Below are 18,308 nucleotides of genomic sequence, written 5' to 3'. Positions count from 1 at the left end.
CTCAAAATAACAAAAAAAACCTAGCCATCGAAATGACTAGGTTTTAATTTTTTCACAGCAATTGGGTAAATACTTACTCTGCTGTTGGATTAGCTTTTTTCGGTGGACGACCACGTGGGCGACGCGGACGAGCTTTTTCTTTCTCTTCCTTTTCAGCCGCAGTGTCTTCTGTCGTAACTGCTTCAGGGGCTGTCTCTTCAACCACATCTACCGCCAGTTCAGTTTGTACAGGTTCTGCCTTGGCTTTAGCTTTCGTAGGGGCTTTCGCTTCAACCACTACTTCTTCGACTACAGCAGGGGCTGGTGCTTCAGCAACAACTTCAGTTTCTGTAACTTCAGCAACGACCGCTACTGGCTCAGCAATAGCAGGAGCTTCTTCTACAACTGGAGCAGCTGGTTCAGCGGCAACAGGAGCATCTTCCACTTGTGCTTGTTTGGCTTGCGCATGGGCTTGTTCAGCCGCTTGTTTGGCTAAACGACGACGCTCACGCGGGTCATTGGCAACACGCTTTTCTGACTCAGGCTTTGGTGGAGTTAAATCCAACACTGGCGCTGGTTCAGCTTCAGGCGTAGGTTTCGCCACTTCTACATCACGTGTAACAGGCTTCTTCTCTGCTTCAGCAGCAGGAGCGCTGCTTAAGCTGGCTGCATACTCTGTCGTGAACTTTTGTAGCGCACGGTTGAACGTTGGAATTAGACCAAATTGTTCAATCAGTACAGCACAGTCTTCACCATAGACATGGCGGATTAAACTGCCCACTGTGTATTGCGCCAAAGTCGGCACTTGTGAAGGGTTGAGCTTAGGTGCTTGCGCTTGTTTAGCGTGCGCTTCACGTTGCTGACGACGACGCATACGCGGATCGTTGCTGGCACGTTTCACTTCAGAACGCGGCTTTTGCTCTTCTTTTTCAACGCTTGGCGTAGCTTCTGGTTGAGCTTCTGCCTTGCTTTCTGCTTCCACAGCCACAGGTGCAGTTTTCACGGCTTCTACAGGTTCAGCCGCAACTGGAGCTGCAGCTTCAACCGCAGCGACTGGCGCAGTGTTGTTGATGGCTACGATTTCGCTTTGTGCTTGATCAACATTCACCACCAATGCCGTAGGCAGCATGTCTTGACGTGGCGCATCAATCAGTTCCACTTTGACCTGTTGCTCATCTACAACCACTGGCGCTGGAGCTGCTGCCGCAGGTTGTTGTTGCTCGTTAAATACGCTTTGGTCGCGGTGGCGATTTGGGCGATTTGGACGTTGCTGGTTGTTACGGTCACGACGTGGTACAGCTTGTTCAGCTTGAACTTCATTTTGTTGTTCAGGCTGTTGCTGACGTTGTTGTTGACGTTGACGCTTTTGCTCACGCTGTTCTTGGCGTTGCTCTTGACGCGACATTTGCACAACTTCTTCAACCACTTGATTTTGTTCTTGCGGTTGCTGTTCGCGCGGCTCACGTTGCTTGTTGTTATTACGCTTTTTGTTGTGACGTTGCGTTCTTTCTTCTTTCTCTGCATTTTTCTCAGCAAAGTCACGTTGCTCAGTTTTTTGTGGAGCAGGTGTTGAAGAGAGGTACGCGTTGTTGCTTGCCACAGGTGCTGGTGCAACAGCAGCAGGCGTTGCTACTTGACCAAATTGACCACGGCTAACGGCACCGCCATTCACCATTTGTTCGATTGCAGCAGCTGCGTTATTTGCTGTACGCGCTTGGTCTACAGTTGCAGCTTGCTTTTGAACAAACAGGTTTTCTAACCATGCACATGGGCTGCTTGATGCAGCTGGTGCAGCGGCAGGGGCTTGCTGTTGTTGTTGAACCGCTTGCTGTGGTTTTTTCTTACCATGTTTTTCAGCTACGGGTGCAACACTTGGTTGTTGATCAGCATCTTCTAAGTGCCAATCTGAAGCTTCATAACCCAATTCTTTTTCGCTAGAACGTGTTGCTTCAGTGCGTTCATAGCTGGTTGGCGCGAAGCCTTCAGGGTTATAAGAAATCTCATAATGAGGGGTTTCTAAGTGTGGGTGCGGTAATACTGTGACACGTACATTTGACGTTTGTTCTAAGTAAACCAAGCTGTGACGCTTTTCATTCAATAAGAATGCTGCAATTTCTACAGGCACTTCAACTTGTACTTCACCATGACGTTCACGTAAGGCAATTTCTTCCACTTTACGCATAATTGAAAGCGAAAGTGAACGAAGGTCACGGACCATGCCTGTGCCATGACAGCGTGGGCAGACATAACCCGTTGCTTCTTCTAAAGATGGACGTAAGCGTTGACGGCTCATTTCCATTAAACCAAAGCGAGACAATTGACCAAACTGAATACGTGCGCGGTCACTTTGCGTTGCTTCACGTAACTTTGCTTCAACCATGCGTTGGTTGCGGTCTTTGGTCATGTCGATGAAGTCGATCACCACCAAACCGCCAATATCACGCAAGCGAAGTTGACGTGCAATTTCTTCTGCGGCTTCAAGGTTGGTGTTCAGTGCAGTTTCTTCAACATCGTGTCCGCGTGTAGATTTCGCAGAGTTAATATCAATGGAAACTAAAGCTTCTGTTTGGTCAATCACGATTGAGCCGCCAGAAGGCAATTTTACTTCACGTTCATAAGCCGTTTGAATTTGGCTTTCGATACCGAAATGTGCAAATAACGGCTCATTTAAAGTGTAGGTTTTTAACTTGTCGATTTGACGCGGCATGACTGCTTTTACGAAGTTATACGCTTCGTTATAAGCTTGCTCAGAGTCAATCAGGATTTCAGCCACATCATCACGTAAGTAATCACGAATCGCACGTGTCACTACACCCGCTTCTTGATGCACCAACATTGGTGATGGACCAGAACTCGCTGTATTTTGGATTTGTGCCCAAAGGTCAAGCAAGTGTTGAAGATCAAGTTGTAATTCTTCTTGAGAACGACCAATCCCCGCAGTGCGTACAATCACGCTCATGCCACGCGGCACATTCAATGAGGCCAACATTTCTTTCAATTCTTCACGAACTGAACCCGAAATTTGACGGCTGATGCCACCACCTTTTGGGTTGTTTGGCATCAACACTAAATAGCGACCAGCCAAAGAAATGAAGGTCGAAAGCGCAGCACCTTTGTTGCCACGTTCTTCTTTTTCAACTTGAACCAAAAGCTCAGTGCCTTCAGTAATCAGTTCACGAATATTTGAAGTTTGGCGAGGGTCGGCTTTGTAGTATGAGTTTGCGATTTCGCGCATAGACAGGAAGCCTTGGCGTCCCGCACCGTATTCAACAAATACGGCTTCTAGAGAAGGCTCAACGCGAGTTACGTGACCTTTATAGATATTCGATTTTTTTTGTTCACGGGTACGATTTTCTAAATCAAAATCGTAAAGACGCTGACCTGTAACCAGTGCAACGCGGATTTCCTCGGCATGTGTTGCATTAATCAACATACGTTTCATGGGTGTAACACCTTATAGTGATACACAGCAAAAAATCGCTATACACGTAGCGAACATCAAACATCACGGATCAAACTCAGATCTCAAATAAACCGATTGCGGTCTGAGGGTTTACACTGGCCTGTTTTAAGGTGGGCTCCAGTTTTGATTCACGTATTGATGATGGCAATACGGCTTCAATCTTTAAACGATTAAAGTCACCTGTACACTTCACTGGCAAACAAGCGGTGCATTGGATGTGAGTAACTTTCACTGTCACATTGCTCGAAGAGCATCCCTACAAAATAAGAGTGTCTTGATACGGAATTATCGTCGTATCTTTACAAATTGTGCAGATCCAATGCATCAGACGCTGTAGCCTGAATGTGGTTTCAGGGTGCGACTAATCTGATGTGTATCAGTTTACGTTTAAAAACCAACTTGAGGTTGGCGACATATTTTTTCAGGCAAACTGATTTATGTACCTGAGGTACAATTAAACGCAACAGTTTGCAGTTTTGCCGATATAATAAGCCTTCGGCGTCGGCATAATTCTTTTGGGACCTTTCCGAGTTTATAATCAAAATTTCAGCCATATTTCAATATGAAGATAATTGAAATGTGTTGATGATGATTCACTTACGGTGGTTTCCGTGCGCTGACTATAGCAAACCTTGCATCATCTGCCTATGGGCTAAGCTTACGTTTCTAGTGAAAAGTATAGCCTAAATGATCAGTTTTTAATCAATTTTAGTATTTTTTTAGGTCACAGTATCTGTATGAATTCTACGCAAGAATGGCAAAGTGTCACTTGGTTTGAAGTGGATGAGCATCAAGCGGGTCAACGCATCGATAATTTTTTATTTAGCCGACTCAAAGGTGTACCGAAAAGTCGCATTTATCGTTTGATTCGTGAAGGGCAGGTGCGCGTGAACAAAAAGCGCATTAAAGCCGAAACCAAATTGGCGATTGGGGACCAAATTCGCGTTGCACCGATTCGCTATGAACAAAAAGATGAAACGGCTGCGCCTGTATCGGACAAAGTGGCGCAGAGTTTACTCAGCCGTGTGGTGTATGAAGATGAAGGTCTGATGGTGGTGAATAAGCCATCGGGCATTGCGGTACATGGCGGAAGCGGTGTGGCCTATGGTCTGATTGAAGGCTTGCGTGCGGCTACAGGCAAAAAATATTTAGAATTGATTCACCGTATTGACCGTGATACGTCAGGTCTGGTGATGATTTCTAAAAAGCGCAGTGTGTTAAAAACCTTACAAGACCTGTTGCGTGAGCACAAAATCAAGAAAACCTACGCGGCTGTCGTGAAAGGTGTGGTGAGTTTAGATAAGCAACTGATAGATGCACCGTTGCACCGCTATGAACTTTCCAATGGCGAACGTCGTGTGCGTGTATCGAAAGAAGGTAAGGACTCGAAAACCCAATGGAATGTGGCGGAGCGTTTTATGCATGCCACTTTGGTGTATGCATCGCCGCTTTCAGGTCGTACTCATCAAATTCGTGTGCATGGTTTAAGTATTGGTCATCCGCTGGTAGGGGATGAAAAATATGGACATGAAACCGAGTACAACGGTCCTAAACCACGTCGTTTATGTCTACACGCCATGCGTTTGGATATTCCTGGTTATCCGCCAATTGAAGCACCGTTGCCTGAAGATATGCAGAGTATTGTGGCGCAGTTGAGAGCACAGAAAAAGGACTAAGCTGTTTCCCTCTCCTTTTTAGAAGAGGATTAGCGAGAGCTAATAATATAGGACCTCTTTTGTCGTGATTAACTGGAAATGATGCGGTATTGGTCATCTTTACTTTTCAGCGATGAAAAGTAACAAAAATCATTTGTTGAGCTGATGGAACGTACTTGTACCACAGCTCAACGGCGACATCCTTGTTGCCATCATGTAGCAAATGCCTCGTGAAATTTTCTTCATAAAAGCAAATATTGGAACCCCAGCATGCAAAAACCTGTAGAACTAATTATCTTTGATTGGGACGGTACTTTATTTGATTCAGTCGGGCAGATTGTGGCGAGTTTGTTGTTTGCAGCACAGCAATTTTCGCAACCGCTCACGAGTGAAGATGCCAAAAGTATTATTGGTTTAGGTTTGCCTGAAGTCGCTCAGCGTTTATTCCCGCAAGTGCCTGAATTGCACACCGAAATTTTGCAATGTTATGCCGAGCATTATGTGGCAAATTCCAAAGGCGATGTCTGGTTTGATGGTGTGGCAAACATGCTCACTGAATTACGCGAAGCTGGTTTGTTGTTGGCGGTTGCAACAGGCAAAAGCCGTAAAGGTCTGGATCGTGTTTTGGCGCAAACCAATAGCCACGAGTTATTTGTTGCGACACGTGCTGCCAGCGAAACCCGTTCTAAACCTGATCCGCTAATGTTACAGGAAATTTTGCAGGTGACTGGACTGCATGCCGAACAAGCGATTATGGTCGGTGATACCAGCTACGACTTGGAAATGGCGAGAAATATTGCCATGCCTCGCGTAGGGGTGAGTTATGGTGTGCATACGCCTGAAACCTTAAAACAGTATCAACCTTTAACCATTGTCGATGATGTTGCCAGTTTAGCGCAGTTTTTAAATCGGCAAGTCAAGGCTGCTGATGTGGCATAAGCAACGTTGATTATTTTTCAAGGCGTATTAGGATATGCGCCTAAAATGACTTTTGAATAACAAGAAAATAAGCTATGAGTCGTTCTATTCGATTACTGCATTTATTACAGCATCTTCGTGAACAGCGTTATCCTGTTACTGCGCAACGTTTGGCTGAACATCTAGACATCAGTGTACGAAGTGTTTATCGGGATATTGAAAGTTTACGTGATCAAGGCGTCAATATTGAGGGAAGTGTCGGTGTAGGCTTTCAATTGAAAGAAAACTTTCTTCTTCCCCCTATGAGTTTGGATGAATCAGAAATTGAGGCCATGTATTTGGCCTTACAATGGGCCAAATCCATTCCTGATCAAGCCTTACAACAGGCTTCACATTCGGTATTAAGTAAATTAAGAGCAGTATTACCCCAAAGAAAACAAGAATTTTTAAATGATACTTATCTAAAATCGATTCATTCGTGGATTGAGGTCGACTCAACTGTTGTTGAACAAGTGCGTATCGCCATTCGTTTACAAACTAAAATCCAGATTGATTATCTAGATGAGCACAAACAGATTTCACATAGACAATTATGGCCGTTCGCATTGGGATATTTTAATGACAAAATGTTGTTGGCTGCATGGTGTGAATTAAGGGAAGATTTTAGAAATTTCCGTTTAGATCGCATACAAACGCTGGTATTGACTGAGCACATCTATCCTCAGTTTAAACGTCACTTATTTCAGCAATGGTGTCAAAAAGAATTTTCAAATTCAGAAAAATCAGCCAGCACTACTGACAAAAACTGACACAGCTCAGGTCTATTCTAAAAAAACAATAAACACAGAGGATAGAACCATGGCTTTAACTTTATATACAAATAAGCAATCTCGAGGCGTAGTGGTGGATTGGCTCTTGCTTGATTTGGGGATTGAGGTTGAACGGATAGAAGTCACTTATGGTGCAGAAATGAAATCAGCCGAATTTTTACAACTCAACCCATTTGGTAAAGTGCCTGTGTTGGTAGATGGTGATGTGGTGATTTATGAATTAGATGCCATTTGTGCATATTTGGCAGATAAATTCGCTGAAAAAGGTTTAGCGCCCGCACTCGATGATCCGAAAAGAGGTTTATATTATCGTTGGTTGTTCTTTGCTGCAGGCCCGTTTGCAGCAGCTTCCGACAATGAACATTTAAAAGTTCAGGTGGCGCCCGAGCAAAAAATGTTTATGGGCTATGGCGATTATCAGGATACCTATCAAGCCTTGATTCAAGGTTTGGAGCAGGCGAGTCCATATTTGTGCGGTGCACAGTTTACGGCAGCCGATATCAGTTTAGGCGCAATGCTTATGTGGCAATTAAAGATGAATTTATTAAAGCCGCATCCTGCAATTGACCGCTATGTATCAGCTATACAGCAACGTGAAAGTTTAAAGAACAATCCGGCTTTGTTTGCAGCATAACGCCATTTGACTCAAAAAGCCTCTGATCTAAGAGGCTTTTTAAAGTTATAGATCTATCTCAATAGACTGCTCGCGTATTATTTTTTAGTCGTAGTTGAAAAATTCAATCCAATCTATAACGCTGAGTTTTGAATAATTAGCGTATTTTTCTCTTTGATTTTTCTACATTGTTTATTTTGATGAGTAAAAAAACAAAGATTAATAAGTTCTAGCTATTGTAAAAAATAAAATAAGTATTGGCATAAAATCGCCAATTTTCCGATGCTTAAGCTGTCTAAATATACACGTTTTTAGCGGTGGTTAGGGACAGCCATCAGATTTCATTTCGCACTTTCGTTAAATCGAAAAGATGCTGTCTATACGCTTCTCTCGCGCAAAACGTTATCTATCTTTATTTACAGTTTAAGGAAACATAGATGTCGAATTCTGCTGTTGTTGAATCCGTTGCCTTGGCACTTCGTAACGCTGAGCTTACACAGACTGCGATTGCTCCTATTCGCCCACAACTGGGTGCGGAACAAGCAGACGTCGATATTGCGTATGCGGTTCAGGAAGTCAATACCCAACGTGCCTTAAGCGAAGGTCGTCGTTTAGTCGGACGCAAAATTGGTCTGACCTCCAAAGTGGTTCAAGCACAACTTGGCGTGGATCAGCCTGACTTTGGAATGCTGTTTGCCGATATGGCCTATGGAGATGGTGAAGCCATTCCAGCCGGATTGTTGATTCAGCCCAAAGTCGAAGCTGAAATCGCGCTGGTCATCAACCAAGATTTGACCCAAGCAAAACATAGCTATGCCGATATTATCAGTGCCACAGCCTATGCCTTGCCTGCAATTGAAGTGGTGGATAGCCGCATTGAAAACTGGAAAATTTCATTGATTGATACGGTGGCGGACAATGCTTCATCGGCTGCGTTTGTATTGGGCTCACGTCCAGTCAAATTAGATCAACTTGATTTGGTCAATTGCACAATGATCATGACGCGTGGTGAAGAAGTGGTTTCGCAAGGCGTGGGTAAGGCGTGTTTAGCCAATCCGCTGAATGCTGCGGTATGGCTTGCCGATGAGATGGTACGCCGTGGTCGTCCATTGCTTGCAGGTGACATTATTTTAACTGGTGCTTTGGGACCTATGGTGGTTGCCCATCCTGGAGATGAATTCAAGGTTGAAATTGAAGGATTTGGCTCAGTGGTCGCTGCGTTTGCTGCGGAATAAATTGGATTCTTGAGAGAGTAAATGCATGAAAAAGATTAAATGCGCATTAATCGGTCCGGGAAATATCGGAACAGATTTATTGTATAAGTTGCAGCGTAGCGAATTTCTGGAACCTGTATGGATGGTCGGGATTGACCCAACCTCGGAAGGTTTGGCACGTGCTGCCAGCATGGGCATCAAAACTACGTCAGAAGGCGTAGACGGTTTGCTGCCACATGTGCTGGCAGATGAAATTCAGATTGCCTTTGATGCGACTTCAGCGTATGTGCATGCAGAAAACAGCCGCAAGTTGAATGAGTTGGGTGTACAGATGATTGACCTGACACCTGCTGCGATTGGCCCGTTTTGTGTACCGCCCGTGAATTTGCAAGAATTGTTGGATGCAGGTGAGTTGCCAAATGTGAACATGGTGACCTGTGGTGGTCAAGCAACCATTCCCATGGTAGCTGCGATTTCACGTGTACAGCCTGTGAACTATGGTGAAATTATTGCCACCGTTTCGACCAAATCGGTCGGTCCAGGGACACGTAAAAATATTGATGAATTTACCCGTACTACGGCAGGCGCGATTGAAAAAGTTGGCGGTGCAAAACAAGGTAAAGCCATCATCATTATTAATCCAGCCGAACCTCCATTGATGATGCGTGACACCGTGCATTGCTTGGTCGAAGGAGAACCTGATCAAGCGGCAATTACCGCTTCGGTGCAAGCCATGATCACAGAAGTACAAAAATATGTACCGGGCTATAAATTGGTGAATGGTCCTGTTTTTGATGGCAATCGTGTTTCGATTTTCCTTGAAGTGCAAGGTTTGGGCGATTTCTTGCCGACCTATGCAGGCAATCTCGACATTATGACTGCAGCAGCTGCACGAACCGCAGAAATGTTTGCAGAACGTTTATTGGAAACCGCTGAAGTATAAGGAGCAACCCATGTCTAAGATTATTGTGCATGATATGACTTTGCGTGATGGGATGCATCCTCAGCGCCATCAAACTACGGTTGAGCAAATGATTGCAATTTCAACTGCTTTGGATGATGCGGGTGTACCGTTAATTGAAGTCACTCATGGGGATGGATTGGGTGGTTCATCGGTCAATTACGGTTTTGCTGCGGCAAGCGATGAAGAATACTTATCTGCTGTGGTTCCACGGATGAAAAATGCCAAAGTTTCGGCATTACTTTTACCTGGGATTGGTACCGTTGATCATTTGAAAATGGCGCATGAGATTGGGGTGTCGACCATTCGTGTGGCGACGCACTGTACCGAAGCAGATTGTTCCGAACAGCATATCACCGCTGCGCGTCACTTGGGGATGGATACAGTAGGTTTCTTGATGTTGGCGCATATGGCATCACCTGAGCGTCTTTTAGAAGAAGCGAAAAAGATGGTGTCTTACGGGGCAAACTGTATTTATGTGACGGACTCAGCCGGTTATATGCTGCCACAAGATGTGACCGACCGTGTTGCTTTACTGCGCCAAGAATTGGACAGCAGTATTGAACTGGGTTTCCACGGGCATCATAACTTGGGCATGGGCGTAGCCAATACGGTGGCAGCGGTTGAAGCGGGTGCAATTCGTGTCGACTTGGCTTCTGCAGGCTTGGGTGCTGGTGCGGGCAATACACCATTGGAATTGTTTATTGCGGTGGCAAACCGTATGGGCATGGAAACAGGTGTAGATCTGTTTAAGGTGCAAGATGTGGCAGAAGATTTGGTGATTCCAATGATGCTAAATCCAATCCGTGCCGACCGTGATGCCGCAACTTTAGGCTATGCAGGCGTGTATTCATCATTTCTGTTGTTCGCGAAACGCGCTGAAGCCAAATATGGTGTCTCTGCCCGTGAAATTCTGCTGGAATTGGGTCGTCGTGGTACCGTGGGTGGTCAGGAAGACATGATTGAAGATTTGGCGTTGACCATGTCTAAAGCGAAGGCAGCTTTGGTTTAATTTATTAATTAAAGCGAAGAATCGAAAGCATCTAATGTCTATAAGTTAAGGAGTTTCTCGTAAACTCCTTAACTTTTTTCTTTTCATAATTTTGTTGAGTCCCTCAAGAATCATATACTTGGAGCTCGTATGTTACTTTGGATAAGCCCAAATGAGAAACTCAAAATATATTTTGAGTTCGCAAGAAAGGTATCTTGCGGCGCAGTGCGCCTCATCGCAAAACTCGTCATATAATTATTACTAAATAATTAATCGCAGAAACTTTATTTGCAAAATACAGTCTGCCTCAAACAATTGCGAATGCCATTTTCGCGTATCAAATAAAAAGAAGATTCCAAAGGAAAGCTAATTTTATTTTATGAACTCACAATGAACCAAGTCATGATTGTTAAATAAGCTATAGGGAAAAATACTTTTCTTCCTCAATTTAATTGCATATTCATCAGGTTTTCAGGCTGTTCACTTACTTGCTTTAAATATAGAAAATATCTGTGATATGAGCGCTTTTTCTTATAATTCTGTAGCGAACGTAAAATTTTCCACTTTAAAATTTAAACAAAAAAACACTTAAAAATTTCAGCTCTTGAGAAAATAAATCAAATTTCCTTAGGAAAGGCTTGGTAGAGCTAAGCTCTCATCATATCTTGCGAAATTGGGTAAAGAGCGAGTTATTGTGATTATATCTTAATCTAAAAAATGTTCGCTCTATTCAGCTATTTAAGTCAGGTTTAGGTGCATTCTCTTAAGACTGTGGTCGGATTTTTTCTGCCCGACAAGTTCCGCATGATGGCGTCATAGCTTAACGTGATCATTGGAATGAATCTCATGCGTCGTCAAACTTTATGGACAGCCATCTGTGTTGCAACAGCAGCATTAGGTACAACTGCAACGAATGCAGAATTTATCGACGATAGCCAAGTCCAGCTTAAACTCAGAAATTTTTATTTAGACCGTCAGTATGAAACGGTGCCGCAAAACAATTGGGGCAGTTGGTCGCAAGGCATCACTTTAGATGCCAAATCAGGTTATGCCGAATTGGGTGGTTTGCAGTTAGGTGCCGATCTTTTGGTGCAACATGCATTTCGTTTAAATGGGCGTGACAAAAATGCGGATTGGGTACTTCCGCACAATGGACAGGAACAAGCCAGCAATTTCGGCAAAGTCGGTGCGACTTTAAAAGCCAAAGTGTCGCAAACCGAACTTAAAGTAGGTGAGTTATTGCCTGTGTCCCCGGTGTTGGTGTTTGACCCATCGCGTCAGTTACTCACCACCTATAGCGGCGCGTGGTTAGAGTCTAAAGAGCTGAAAGATACCAAACTGAGTTTGGCGTATATCGATGGCATTAATGCGCGTTATGACAATCAGTTTCAGGACTTAAGTTTATTCCCGAACAATAATCCGAATACCGCCAAAGCTGCGGATGGGATGTATATCGCGGGGATTGATCATCAGTTTAATCCTGCGATTGGCGCGAGTTATTGGTATGCCGATGTCAAAGACATCTATCAACAGCATTATGCAGGCATCAATTACAACACCAATTTAACAGCAAACACCAAGCTCAGCAGTCATGTGCGCTATTTTGATAACTCCGAGTCAGGCGACAAACTGTATGGTGATATTGACAACCAAGCCTTGTCGGTTGGGGCGAAATTCAATCATGGCGCGCATACGCTGGGTCTGGGCTATCAACAAATGTTTGGGGAAAATAATTTTCCAACCTTGGCAGGCTGGGTGCCACAGCCGTATTTGGTGAACTGGTCTGTTGCGACCTTTACCAATGCCAAGGAGAAATCTTGGAGTGTGTCTTATGCTTATGATTTTGCAGGATTGGGGCTGAAAGGCTTAAATGCCAATGCCATTTATTTTGCAGGCTTTGATGCCAAAGCAGGCGGCAAGACCAATCAGGATGAACAAGAACTGAACCTGATTGTGAATTACACCGTGCCTGAAGGCAAACTCAAAGGTCTGGGGGTACAAGCCATGTACATCGACACCGATTATGACTGGAAAAGCGACCTGAAAGAATATCGTGTAGCGACCACCTATAGCTATAAATTCTAAGTTTTCAGCTGCAAGCGGGCGATTTGGTAACAAGTCGCTCTTTTTTTATTGATGCAATCTTGAAATACAGAGTAGCGAATGAATTATTGGGTTTAATCTTTAAAATATTGTTTTAAAACATAAGCTTAAATAATCGTTTTTTTGTAGTGTGTGATCGAAAACAAGTATCAGTATGAGGCTTTTGAACAGGTAAGATGGAGCAGTAAAACCTGTCGAAATGAATGAATTGACCTGTCTTGAACACAGAACATCAGACAGGTCTTAGGCTGTACGAGGAGTATGTATGAGCACGGTCCAAATCCCGAATTACACCACCGACCCATTTTTTGGCTTGGAAGATAAATGGATTGAAACGGCTGAAGGTGAGTTAACCCATTACCATGAAGTGGGTCAAGGAACGCCGATTTTATTTTTACACGGCTCTGGAACGGGTGTTTCGGCAGCAGCAAACTGGTGGTTGAATTTACCTCAAATTGGTGAACAAGCCCGTTGTATCGCCATCGATTCGATTGGCTATGGTCAAACAGTCGTGGCGGAAGGTACAGCGTATGGCATTCGCGCATGGGTTGATCATGCGGTGCGTACCCTCGATGCGCTGGGCATTGAGAAAACGTGGCTAGTCGGAAATTCATTGGGTGGCTGGTTAGCCTTCCAAATGGTGCTGGATTATCCTGAACGTGTATTGGGTATTGTCTCGATGGGAACAGGTGGTGCTAAGCAAACCGCTGCCTTGAAAGCACATGCCAACCCAGTATTGACCGAAGAAGGCATTAAAAACACCTTGTCGATGTTTGTGGTCGATAAAAGCCTGATTACCGATGAATTGGTCAAAGTTCGCTATGAAGCTGCAAAAAATGATTATGCTTCAGACCGTTTAATGGATGTGGTTGGTGCACGTGACCGCGATCGTTTTGAATTCCCGCTCGATTTTGAAAAAATGAAAGACATCCAAGTGCCTGTATTGTTGATTCATGGCGTTCAGGATGTGGTGATTCCCGTTTCACGCACATGGGATATCTTAAATACTGTTCCATTTGCCGATGCACACATTTTTAGTCAGTGTGGACACTGGTCGCAAGTGGAAAAAGCCGAAGAATTTAATACGGTGATTAAAGATTATTTGACCGCGCGTGGCGTGAAATAATCTGATCGAAAAGAAAAGGGATGCTTGAGCCATCCCTTTTTTTATGCCTGAAATTTCGTGGGAGGAAATGCAAATTTAAAGCGTGATAAAGCCAGCAGCCACATTAATGCTGATGGCTAAAATGGAGGTGTTGAAACCATAAGCCAGAATAATATGCAGAATATTTAAAATCCGCATGGAGCGGGACGTAATGGATACATCTGCGGTTTGTGCCGAGGTGCCAATCACATAACTAAAGTATAAGAAGTCAGGATAAGTTGGATATTGGGTCTTGGGGAAATCCAGTCCTGCATCTTGCTCATCTGCCAGTGCCAGATAATAATCATGCGCATAATGAATCGCAAAAATGGTATGCATAAAGAACCATGCGCTGATAATGGTCAGCAATGAAAGTAAGAGATGCCCAAGGGTCAGCATTGAGTTGTGTGGCAAATGCGTCAATTCAATCACAATTGCAATCAGGCACATGCCTAGGGTCAGAATCACCAGCAATAAAATAATCCATTTACTGGCATCCTGCTGCTGTGCATGTTGCAAAATGTGCTGATGATCGACAGCCCAGAGTGTGGTCATGGTTTTCAGTAAATAACTGGAAACAGCAATATTCCAGCTAATCAGTAAATTGGTCGACCATGTCCAGTGGGTAAACAGGGTGAGTGCACCAAATAGCAGTGCGGTCAGCAAAAAGGTAATAAAAAAGTAAGGGCGAAATTGCATCCCAGATTTTAGGCGATGCAAGGTGGGCATAGGCATAAAGCGCTCCCTTTTGATTTTTGTTTTTTATCGTATGCCTGACAGTATAAAAATTTATGCTGGGGGTCGCATCTGTTTAGACTTAAGTTGTAGGAAAAACCCTACAAAAAATCTGATTTTATTTTGCAATCGTATCGTAAAAATTGAGGCAGTGCTGGAAGTTCAGCATGGGTTAGGAAAAATACGGTTTGGAATGCTGAGTTTTGGCGAGAAAACAGGCATTTTTACCGTAAAAAAAGCACACCAATATTTACTCAGGAAATAATGGTGTGCACAAAGTTTAGTTGCTCAATCGTCACGAGGGCGTATTAATTGCGATTTATATCCAAATAAAACACGCGTGTCAGCAATTCCATAAATTTGTCCACCGCTTGCGAGGAGTTCTGTTTGCGGTAACTCACATACAAGTCGAGCGAAGGTAATTCGACTTCGAGTGGGCGAATCACGGTATTGTTCATGGTCAGTGGCGCAATGTAACCCGGTAAAATCGTACAACCGAGTCCCATGCCAATCGAGTTGATATTGAACAGAATGTTGTCGGCTTTTTGCACAATATTGAATTCAACATTGTTGGCTTTGGCAAACTCCAAAATGGTGTTGTGCAAGGTCAGTGACTGCTCTGCCGCAGGAATAATAAAATCAATCCCGTTCAAGGCTTTGACAGGAATACGTTCGTATTTTGCCAAAGGATGATCTTTCGGAAGCAGGAACAGTAGCGGTTCACGCAGCACAAACTGGCTTTCAATCTCATCATTATGAAAATTATGCCGGGTAAAGGTGATGTCCAGTTCGCCTTTCTTGAGCAAGCGCATTTGCTCGGTATTGTTCATACTCAGCAATTCAATTTTCAGGTCAGGATTCTGTACCCGTAAATTCGGCAGAACATAAGGGAAAATTTTCATTTCCGCGACAGGGACAAAACCAATGCGCAGCATTTGCTGTTTGGCTTGTGCCACTTGGCGTGCCATCGCCACGGCTTTATCGGCTTGTGCCAAGGTCAGGCGCGCTTGTTCCAGAAAAACAGCACCTTCTTCCGTGAGTTCTACTTTGCGTTTGGTGCGATGCAGTAACTGCACCCCGACATCTTCCTCCAGATCTTTAATCTGCTGGCTTAAAGAGGGTTGAGCGGTATAAAGCTTCAAGGCCGCCTTGCTAAAGTTCAGTTCTTCAGCAACGGTAATGAAGTAACGAAGGTGTCTAAGTTCCATATAAATAACCCACTGAGTAATCCAAAAAATGTCTTACCACGACTGCAGCAAAGTATAATCTATAAACAACTATGCCGTGAAGTTGATTCAAGCATTTAGAAAATAAATGGTCTTGAGCTTAGAGCTGAGATTTTAATATAAGAATTAACTTTTTTAATAATTGCTAAAACGTATTAATTAAAACAAAAAAAATATTTCCCTAAATGGGTCTAAAAAATCATGATTCCTGCAAAAGTTGAGTCTATTTACGTTGTGCCGTGTATTGGTCGCAGGAGAGCTTTTCATGAGTGGAAAAATTGATGTGCGTGAAATCGACGCTTTGGTCGATGCACAAAATGGACGTATCTCGCCATCCATCTATACAGACCCAGATTTATACGAATTAGAACTTGAACGTGTGTTTGGGCGTACTTGGTTATTTCTCTGCCATGAAAGCCAAATTCCAAAGTCGGGCGACTTCTTTAATACCTATATGGGTGAAGACCCGATTATTGTGGCACGTCAAAAAGATGGCTCAATCAAAGCATTTTTAAACCAGTGCCGTCACCGCTCTATGCGTGTGAGCTTTGCTGACTGTGGCAACACCCGTGCCTTTACCTGTCCTTATCATGGCTGGTCATACGGTGTGGATGGCGCATTAAAAGATATTCCGTTGGAAGACCGTGCTTTTCCGCAAGGGGCGTGTAAAGAGAAGTGGGGCTTGGTCGAAGTTAACCGTGTTGAAAGCTACAAAGGTTTGATCTTTGGTTGCTGGGATGAAACCACGCCTGATCTGGTCGAGTACATGGGCGATATTACTTGGTATCTTGATGGTGTGCTAGACCGTCGTCCTGGCGGCACGGAAATTATTGGTGGCGTACACAAGTGGGAAATCGAGTGTAACTGGAAATTTGCTGCGGAGCAGTTTGCTTCAGATCAGTACCATGCCTTGTTCTCACATGCGTCTGCGGTACAAGTGTTGGGTGCAAAACCGAATGATGATGCTTCCAAACAACTGGGCGCTGCACAAACCGCACGTCCAGTCTGGGAAACCGCCAAAGATGCTTTGCAATATGGGCAGCGCGGTCATGGTTCAGGTTTCTTCTTTACCGAAAAACCCGATGCCAACGTTTGGGTCGATGGTGAAGTGGCGAATTACTTCCGCGAAACTTTTGACGAAGTCAAAGAACGCTTGGGTGAAATCCGTGCCTTACGTTTGGCTGGACATAACACCATGTTCCCAACCTTATCTTGGTTAAATGGGACAGCAACCTTACGCGTATGGCACCCACGTGGTCCAAACAAGACTGAAGTTTGGGCATTCTGTATTGCCGATGCCGAAGCATCACAAGAAGTCAAAGATGCGTTTGAACGTTCAGCCACCCGTGCCTTTGGTCCAGCAGGTTTCCTTGAGCAAGATGACTCGGAAAACTGGGTGGAAATTCAGAAAGTCTTGCGTGGTTATAAAGCCCGTCAAAACCAACTGATTATGGAAATGGGCATGGGTAATGAGAAAGTCCGTGAAGATGGTATTCCAGGCATTACCAATTACATTTTCTCTGAAACCGCAGCGCGTGGTTTATACCGCCGTTGGGCAGACTTGCTGATCCATGAGAAATGGGAAGACGTTGAAGCCGCAGCCGAAGCCTACGAGAAGGAGCTTGTGAAATGAAACCAGTCAGCTTAGAGCTTTATCATTCTATTAGCCAGTTTATGTATACTGAAGCCAAGTTATTGGATGACTGGAAATTTCGGGAATGGCTGGATGTGCTGGCAGAAGATATTTCCTACACCTTACGCACCACGCCAAATGCACAAACCCGTGACCGTCGCCGTTCGGTCGAGCCGCCAACCACGTGGGTGTTTAATGACAATAAACACTTGTTGGAGCGTCGTGTAGCCCGTCTGGAAACAGGGATGGCTTGGGCAGAAGAGCCACCATCTCGAACCACGCATATGGTCTCGAATATTTTGGTCGAAGCGACTGGAGTTGAAGGCGAATATGATGTGCATCTGACCTATTTGCTGTATCGCACGCAAAAGGAAAAAGACGTGACCATTTATTGCGGCAAACGCTTAGACAAAATCCGAAAGGTAGATACGGAGCTGGGCTGGCAGATTTTTAACCGCAAAATTGTATTGGATCAGGTGACCTATTCGTCACATAACTTGAGTGTGTTCTTCTAATGAATAAGATTTTTGTATGCCAAATCGATGAGTTGGATGAAGGCGAAGCACTCAAGGTCGATTGCGGTGTCAATGGAATTGATGCCTTGGCTGTGTTCAACAATGGCGGAGAATTCTTCGCCATGAATGACCGTTGCTCGCATGGCAATGCCTCGATGTCAGAAGGCTATCTGGAAGACGATGGCACGGTGGAATGCCCATTACATTCTGCCCGTTTCTGTCTGAAAACAGGTCAGGCATTGTGCCTGCCTGCAACGGATTCGATTCAGACCTTTCCTGTGATGGTGGAAGATGGTGCGCTGTACGTCCATATGGAAGGAGCATAAGC

15 protein-coding genes are annotated in these 18,308 nt (G+C 44.3%); 12 read left to right on the top strand and 3 right to left on the bottom strand.

The window, feature by feature from the left end:
• Positions 1–73: 73 nt before the first annotated feature.
• On the bottom strand, positions 74–3,421 hold the full coding sequence (locus tag ACWQ4X_RS00505; protein WP_457902338.1) for an Rne/Rng family ribonuclease: 3,348 nt from the start codon (positions 3,419–3,421) through the stop codon (positions 74–76).
• Between the two features lie 758 nt (positions 3,422–4,179).
• Between ACWQ4X_RS00505 and ACWQ4X_RS00500 the strand changes: the two genes are divergently transcribed.
• The 9 genes from ACWQ4X_RS00500 to ACWQ4X_RS00460 all read left to right on the top strand — a co-directional run bounded on the left by ACWQ4X_RS00500 (position 4,180) and on the right by ACWQ4X_RS00460 (position 13,853).
• The gene (locus tag ACWQ4X_RS00500; protein WP_161933208.1) at positions 4,180–5,118 is read left to right on the top strand and encodes an RluA family pseudouridine synthase; all 939 of its coding nucleotides are present in this window, start codon (positions 4,180–4,182) and stop codon (positions 5,116–5,118) included.
• 249 nt (positions 5,119–5,367) lie between these two features.
• Positions 5,368–6,036, top strand: a complete 669-nt coding sequence (locus tag ACWQ4X_RS00495; protein ID WP_457902337.1) for an HAD-IA family hydrolase — start codon at positions 5,368–5,370, stop codon at positions 6,034–6,036.
• A 74-nt stretch (positions 6,037–6,110) separates the two neighbouring features.
• Positions 6,111–6,824, top strand: coding sequence for a helix-turn-helix transcriptional regulator (locus ACWQ4X_RS00490; protein WP_457902336.1), 714 nt, complete (start codon positions 6,111–6,113; stop codon positions 6,822–6,824).
• 49 nt (positions 6,825–6,873) lie between these two features.
• Positions 6,874–7,479, top strand: a complete 606-nt coding sequence (locus ACWQ4X_RS00485) for a glutathione S-transferase family protein (protein ID WP_457902335.1) — start codon at positions 6,874–6,876, stop codon at positions 7,477–7,479.
• Positions 7,480–7,895: 416 nt separating this feature from the next.
• A complete protein-coding gene (locus ACWQ4X_RS00480) occupies positions 7,896–8,693 on the top strand; it encodes a fumarylacetoacetate hydrolase family protein (protein ID WP_457902334.1) in 798 nt (265 codons plus the stop codon).
• A 25-nt stretch (positions 8,694–8,718) separates the two neighbouring features.
• Positions 8,719–9,615 (top strand): acetaldehyde dehydrogenase (acetylating), encoded by an 897-nt coding sequence (locus ACWQ4X_RS00475; protein WP_457902333.1) that lies wholly within the window; start codon positions 8,719–8,721, stop codon positions 9,613–9,615.
• Positions 9,616–9,625: 10 nt separating this feature from the next.
• On the top strand, positions 9,626–10,645 hold the full coding sequence (gene dmpG, locus ACWQ4X_RS00470) for a 4-hydroxy-2-oxovalerate aldolase (RefSeq protein ID WP_457902332.1): 1,020 nt from the start codon (positions 9,626–9,628) through the stop codon (positions 10,643–10,645).
• A gap of 825 nt (positions 10,646–11,470) precedes the next feature.
• Complete coding sequence (locus tag ACWQ4X_RS00465) at positions 11,471–12,709, top strand: OprD family outer membrane porin (RefSeq protein WP_100240504.1); 1,239 nt, start codon at positions 11,471–11,473, stop codon at positions 12,707–12,709.
• Positions 12,710–12,992: 283 nt separating this feature from the next.
• Entirely contained in the window at positions 12,993–13,853 is an 861-nt protein-coding gene (locus ACWQ4X_RS00460) for an alpha/beta fold hydrolase (protein ID WP_241625681.1), read from the top strand.
• Between the two features lie 75 nt (positions 13,854–13,928).
• Here ACWQ4X_RS00460 and ACWQ4X_RS00455 read toward each other — a convergent pair whose 3' ends face one another.
• Complete coding sequence (locus tag ACWQ4X_RS00455; protein ID WP_457902331.1) at positions 13,929–14,606, bottom strand: DUF1345 domain-containing protein; 678 nt, start codon at positions 14,604–14,606, stop codon at positions 13,929–13,931.
• A 308-nt stretch (positions 14,607–14,914) separates the two neighbouring features.
• Positions 14,915–15,814: a DNA-binding transcriptional regulator HcaR gene (gene hcaR / locus ACWQ4X_RS00450; protein ID WP_457902330.1), complete on the bottom strand. Its 900-nt coding sequence runs from the start codon at positions 15,812–15,814 to the stop codon at positions 14,915–14,917.
• Positions 15,815–16,097: 283 nt separating this feature from the next.
• Between hcaR and hcaE the strand changes: the two genes are divergently transcribed.
• The 3 genes from hcaE to hcaC are packed head-to-tail and all read left to right on the top strand — an operon-like array spanning position 16,098 to position 18,306.
• On the top strand, positions 16,098–17,465 hold the full coding sequence (gene hcaE / locus ACWQ4X_RS00445; RefSeq protein ID WP_457902329.1) for a 3-phenylpropionate/cinnamic acid dioxygenase subunit alpha: 1,368 nt from the start codon (positions 16,098–16,100) through the stop codon (positions 17,463–17,465).
• Positions 17,462–17,980: a 3-phenylpropionate/cinnamic acid dioxygenase subunit beta gene (gene hcaF, locus ACWQ4X_RS00440; RefSeq protein WP_457902328.1), complete on the top strand. Its 519-nt coding sequence runs from the start codon at positions 17,462–17,464 to the stop codon at positions 17,978–17,980. Before hcaE ends, hcaF begins: the two co-directional genes overlap by 4 nt.
• A complete protein-coding gene (hcaC, locus tag ACWQ4X_RS00435; protein WP_457902327.1) occupies positions 17,980–18,306 on the top strand; it encodes a 3-phenylpropionate/cinnamic acid dioxygenase ferredoxin subunit in 327 nt (108 codons plus the stop codon). Before hcaF ends, hcaC begins: the two co-directional genes overlap by 1 nt.
• Positions 18,307–18,308 lie beyond the last annotated feature (2 nt).

The sequence above is a fragment of the Acinetobacter sp. NigerLNRRAM0016 genome (assembly GCF_054112845.1).
Note: the sequence above shows the minus strand (reverse complement) of the source record. Positions and strands in the feature narration are given on the sequence as shown.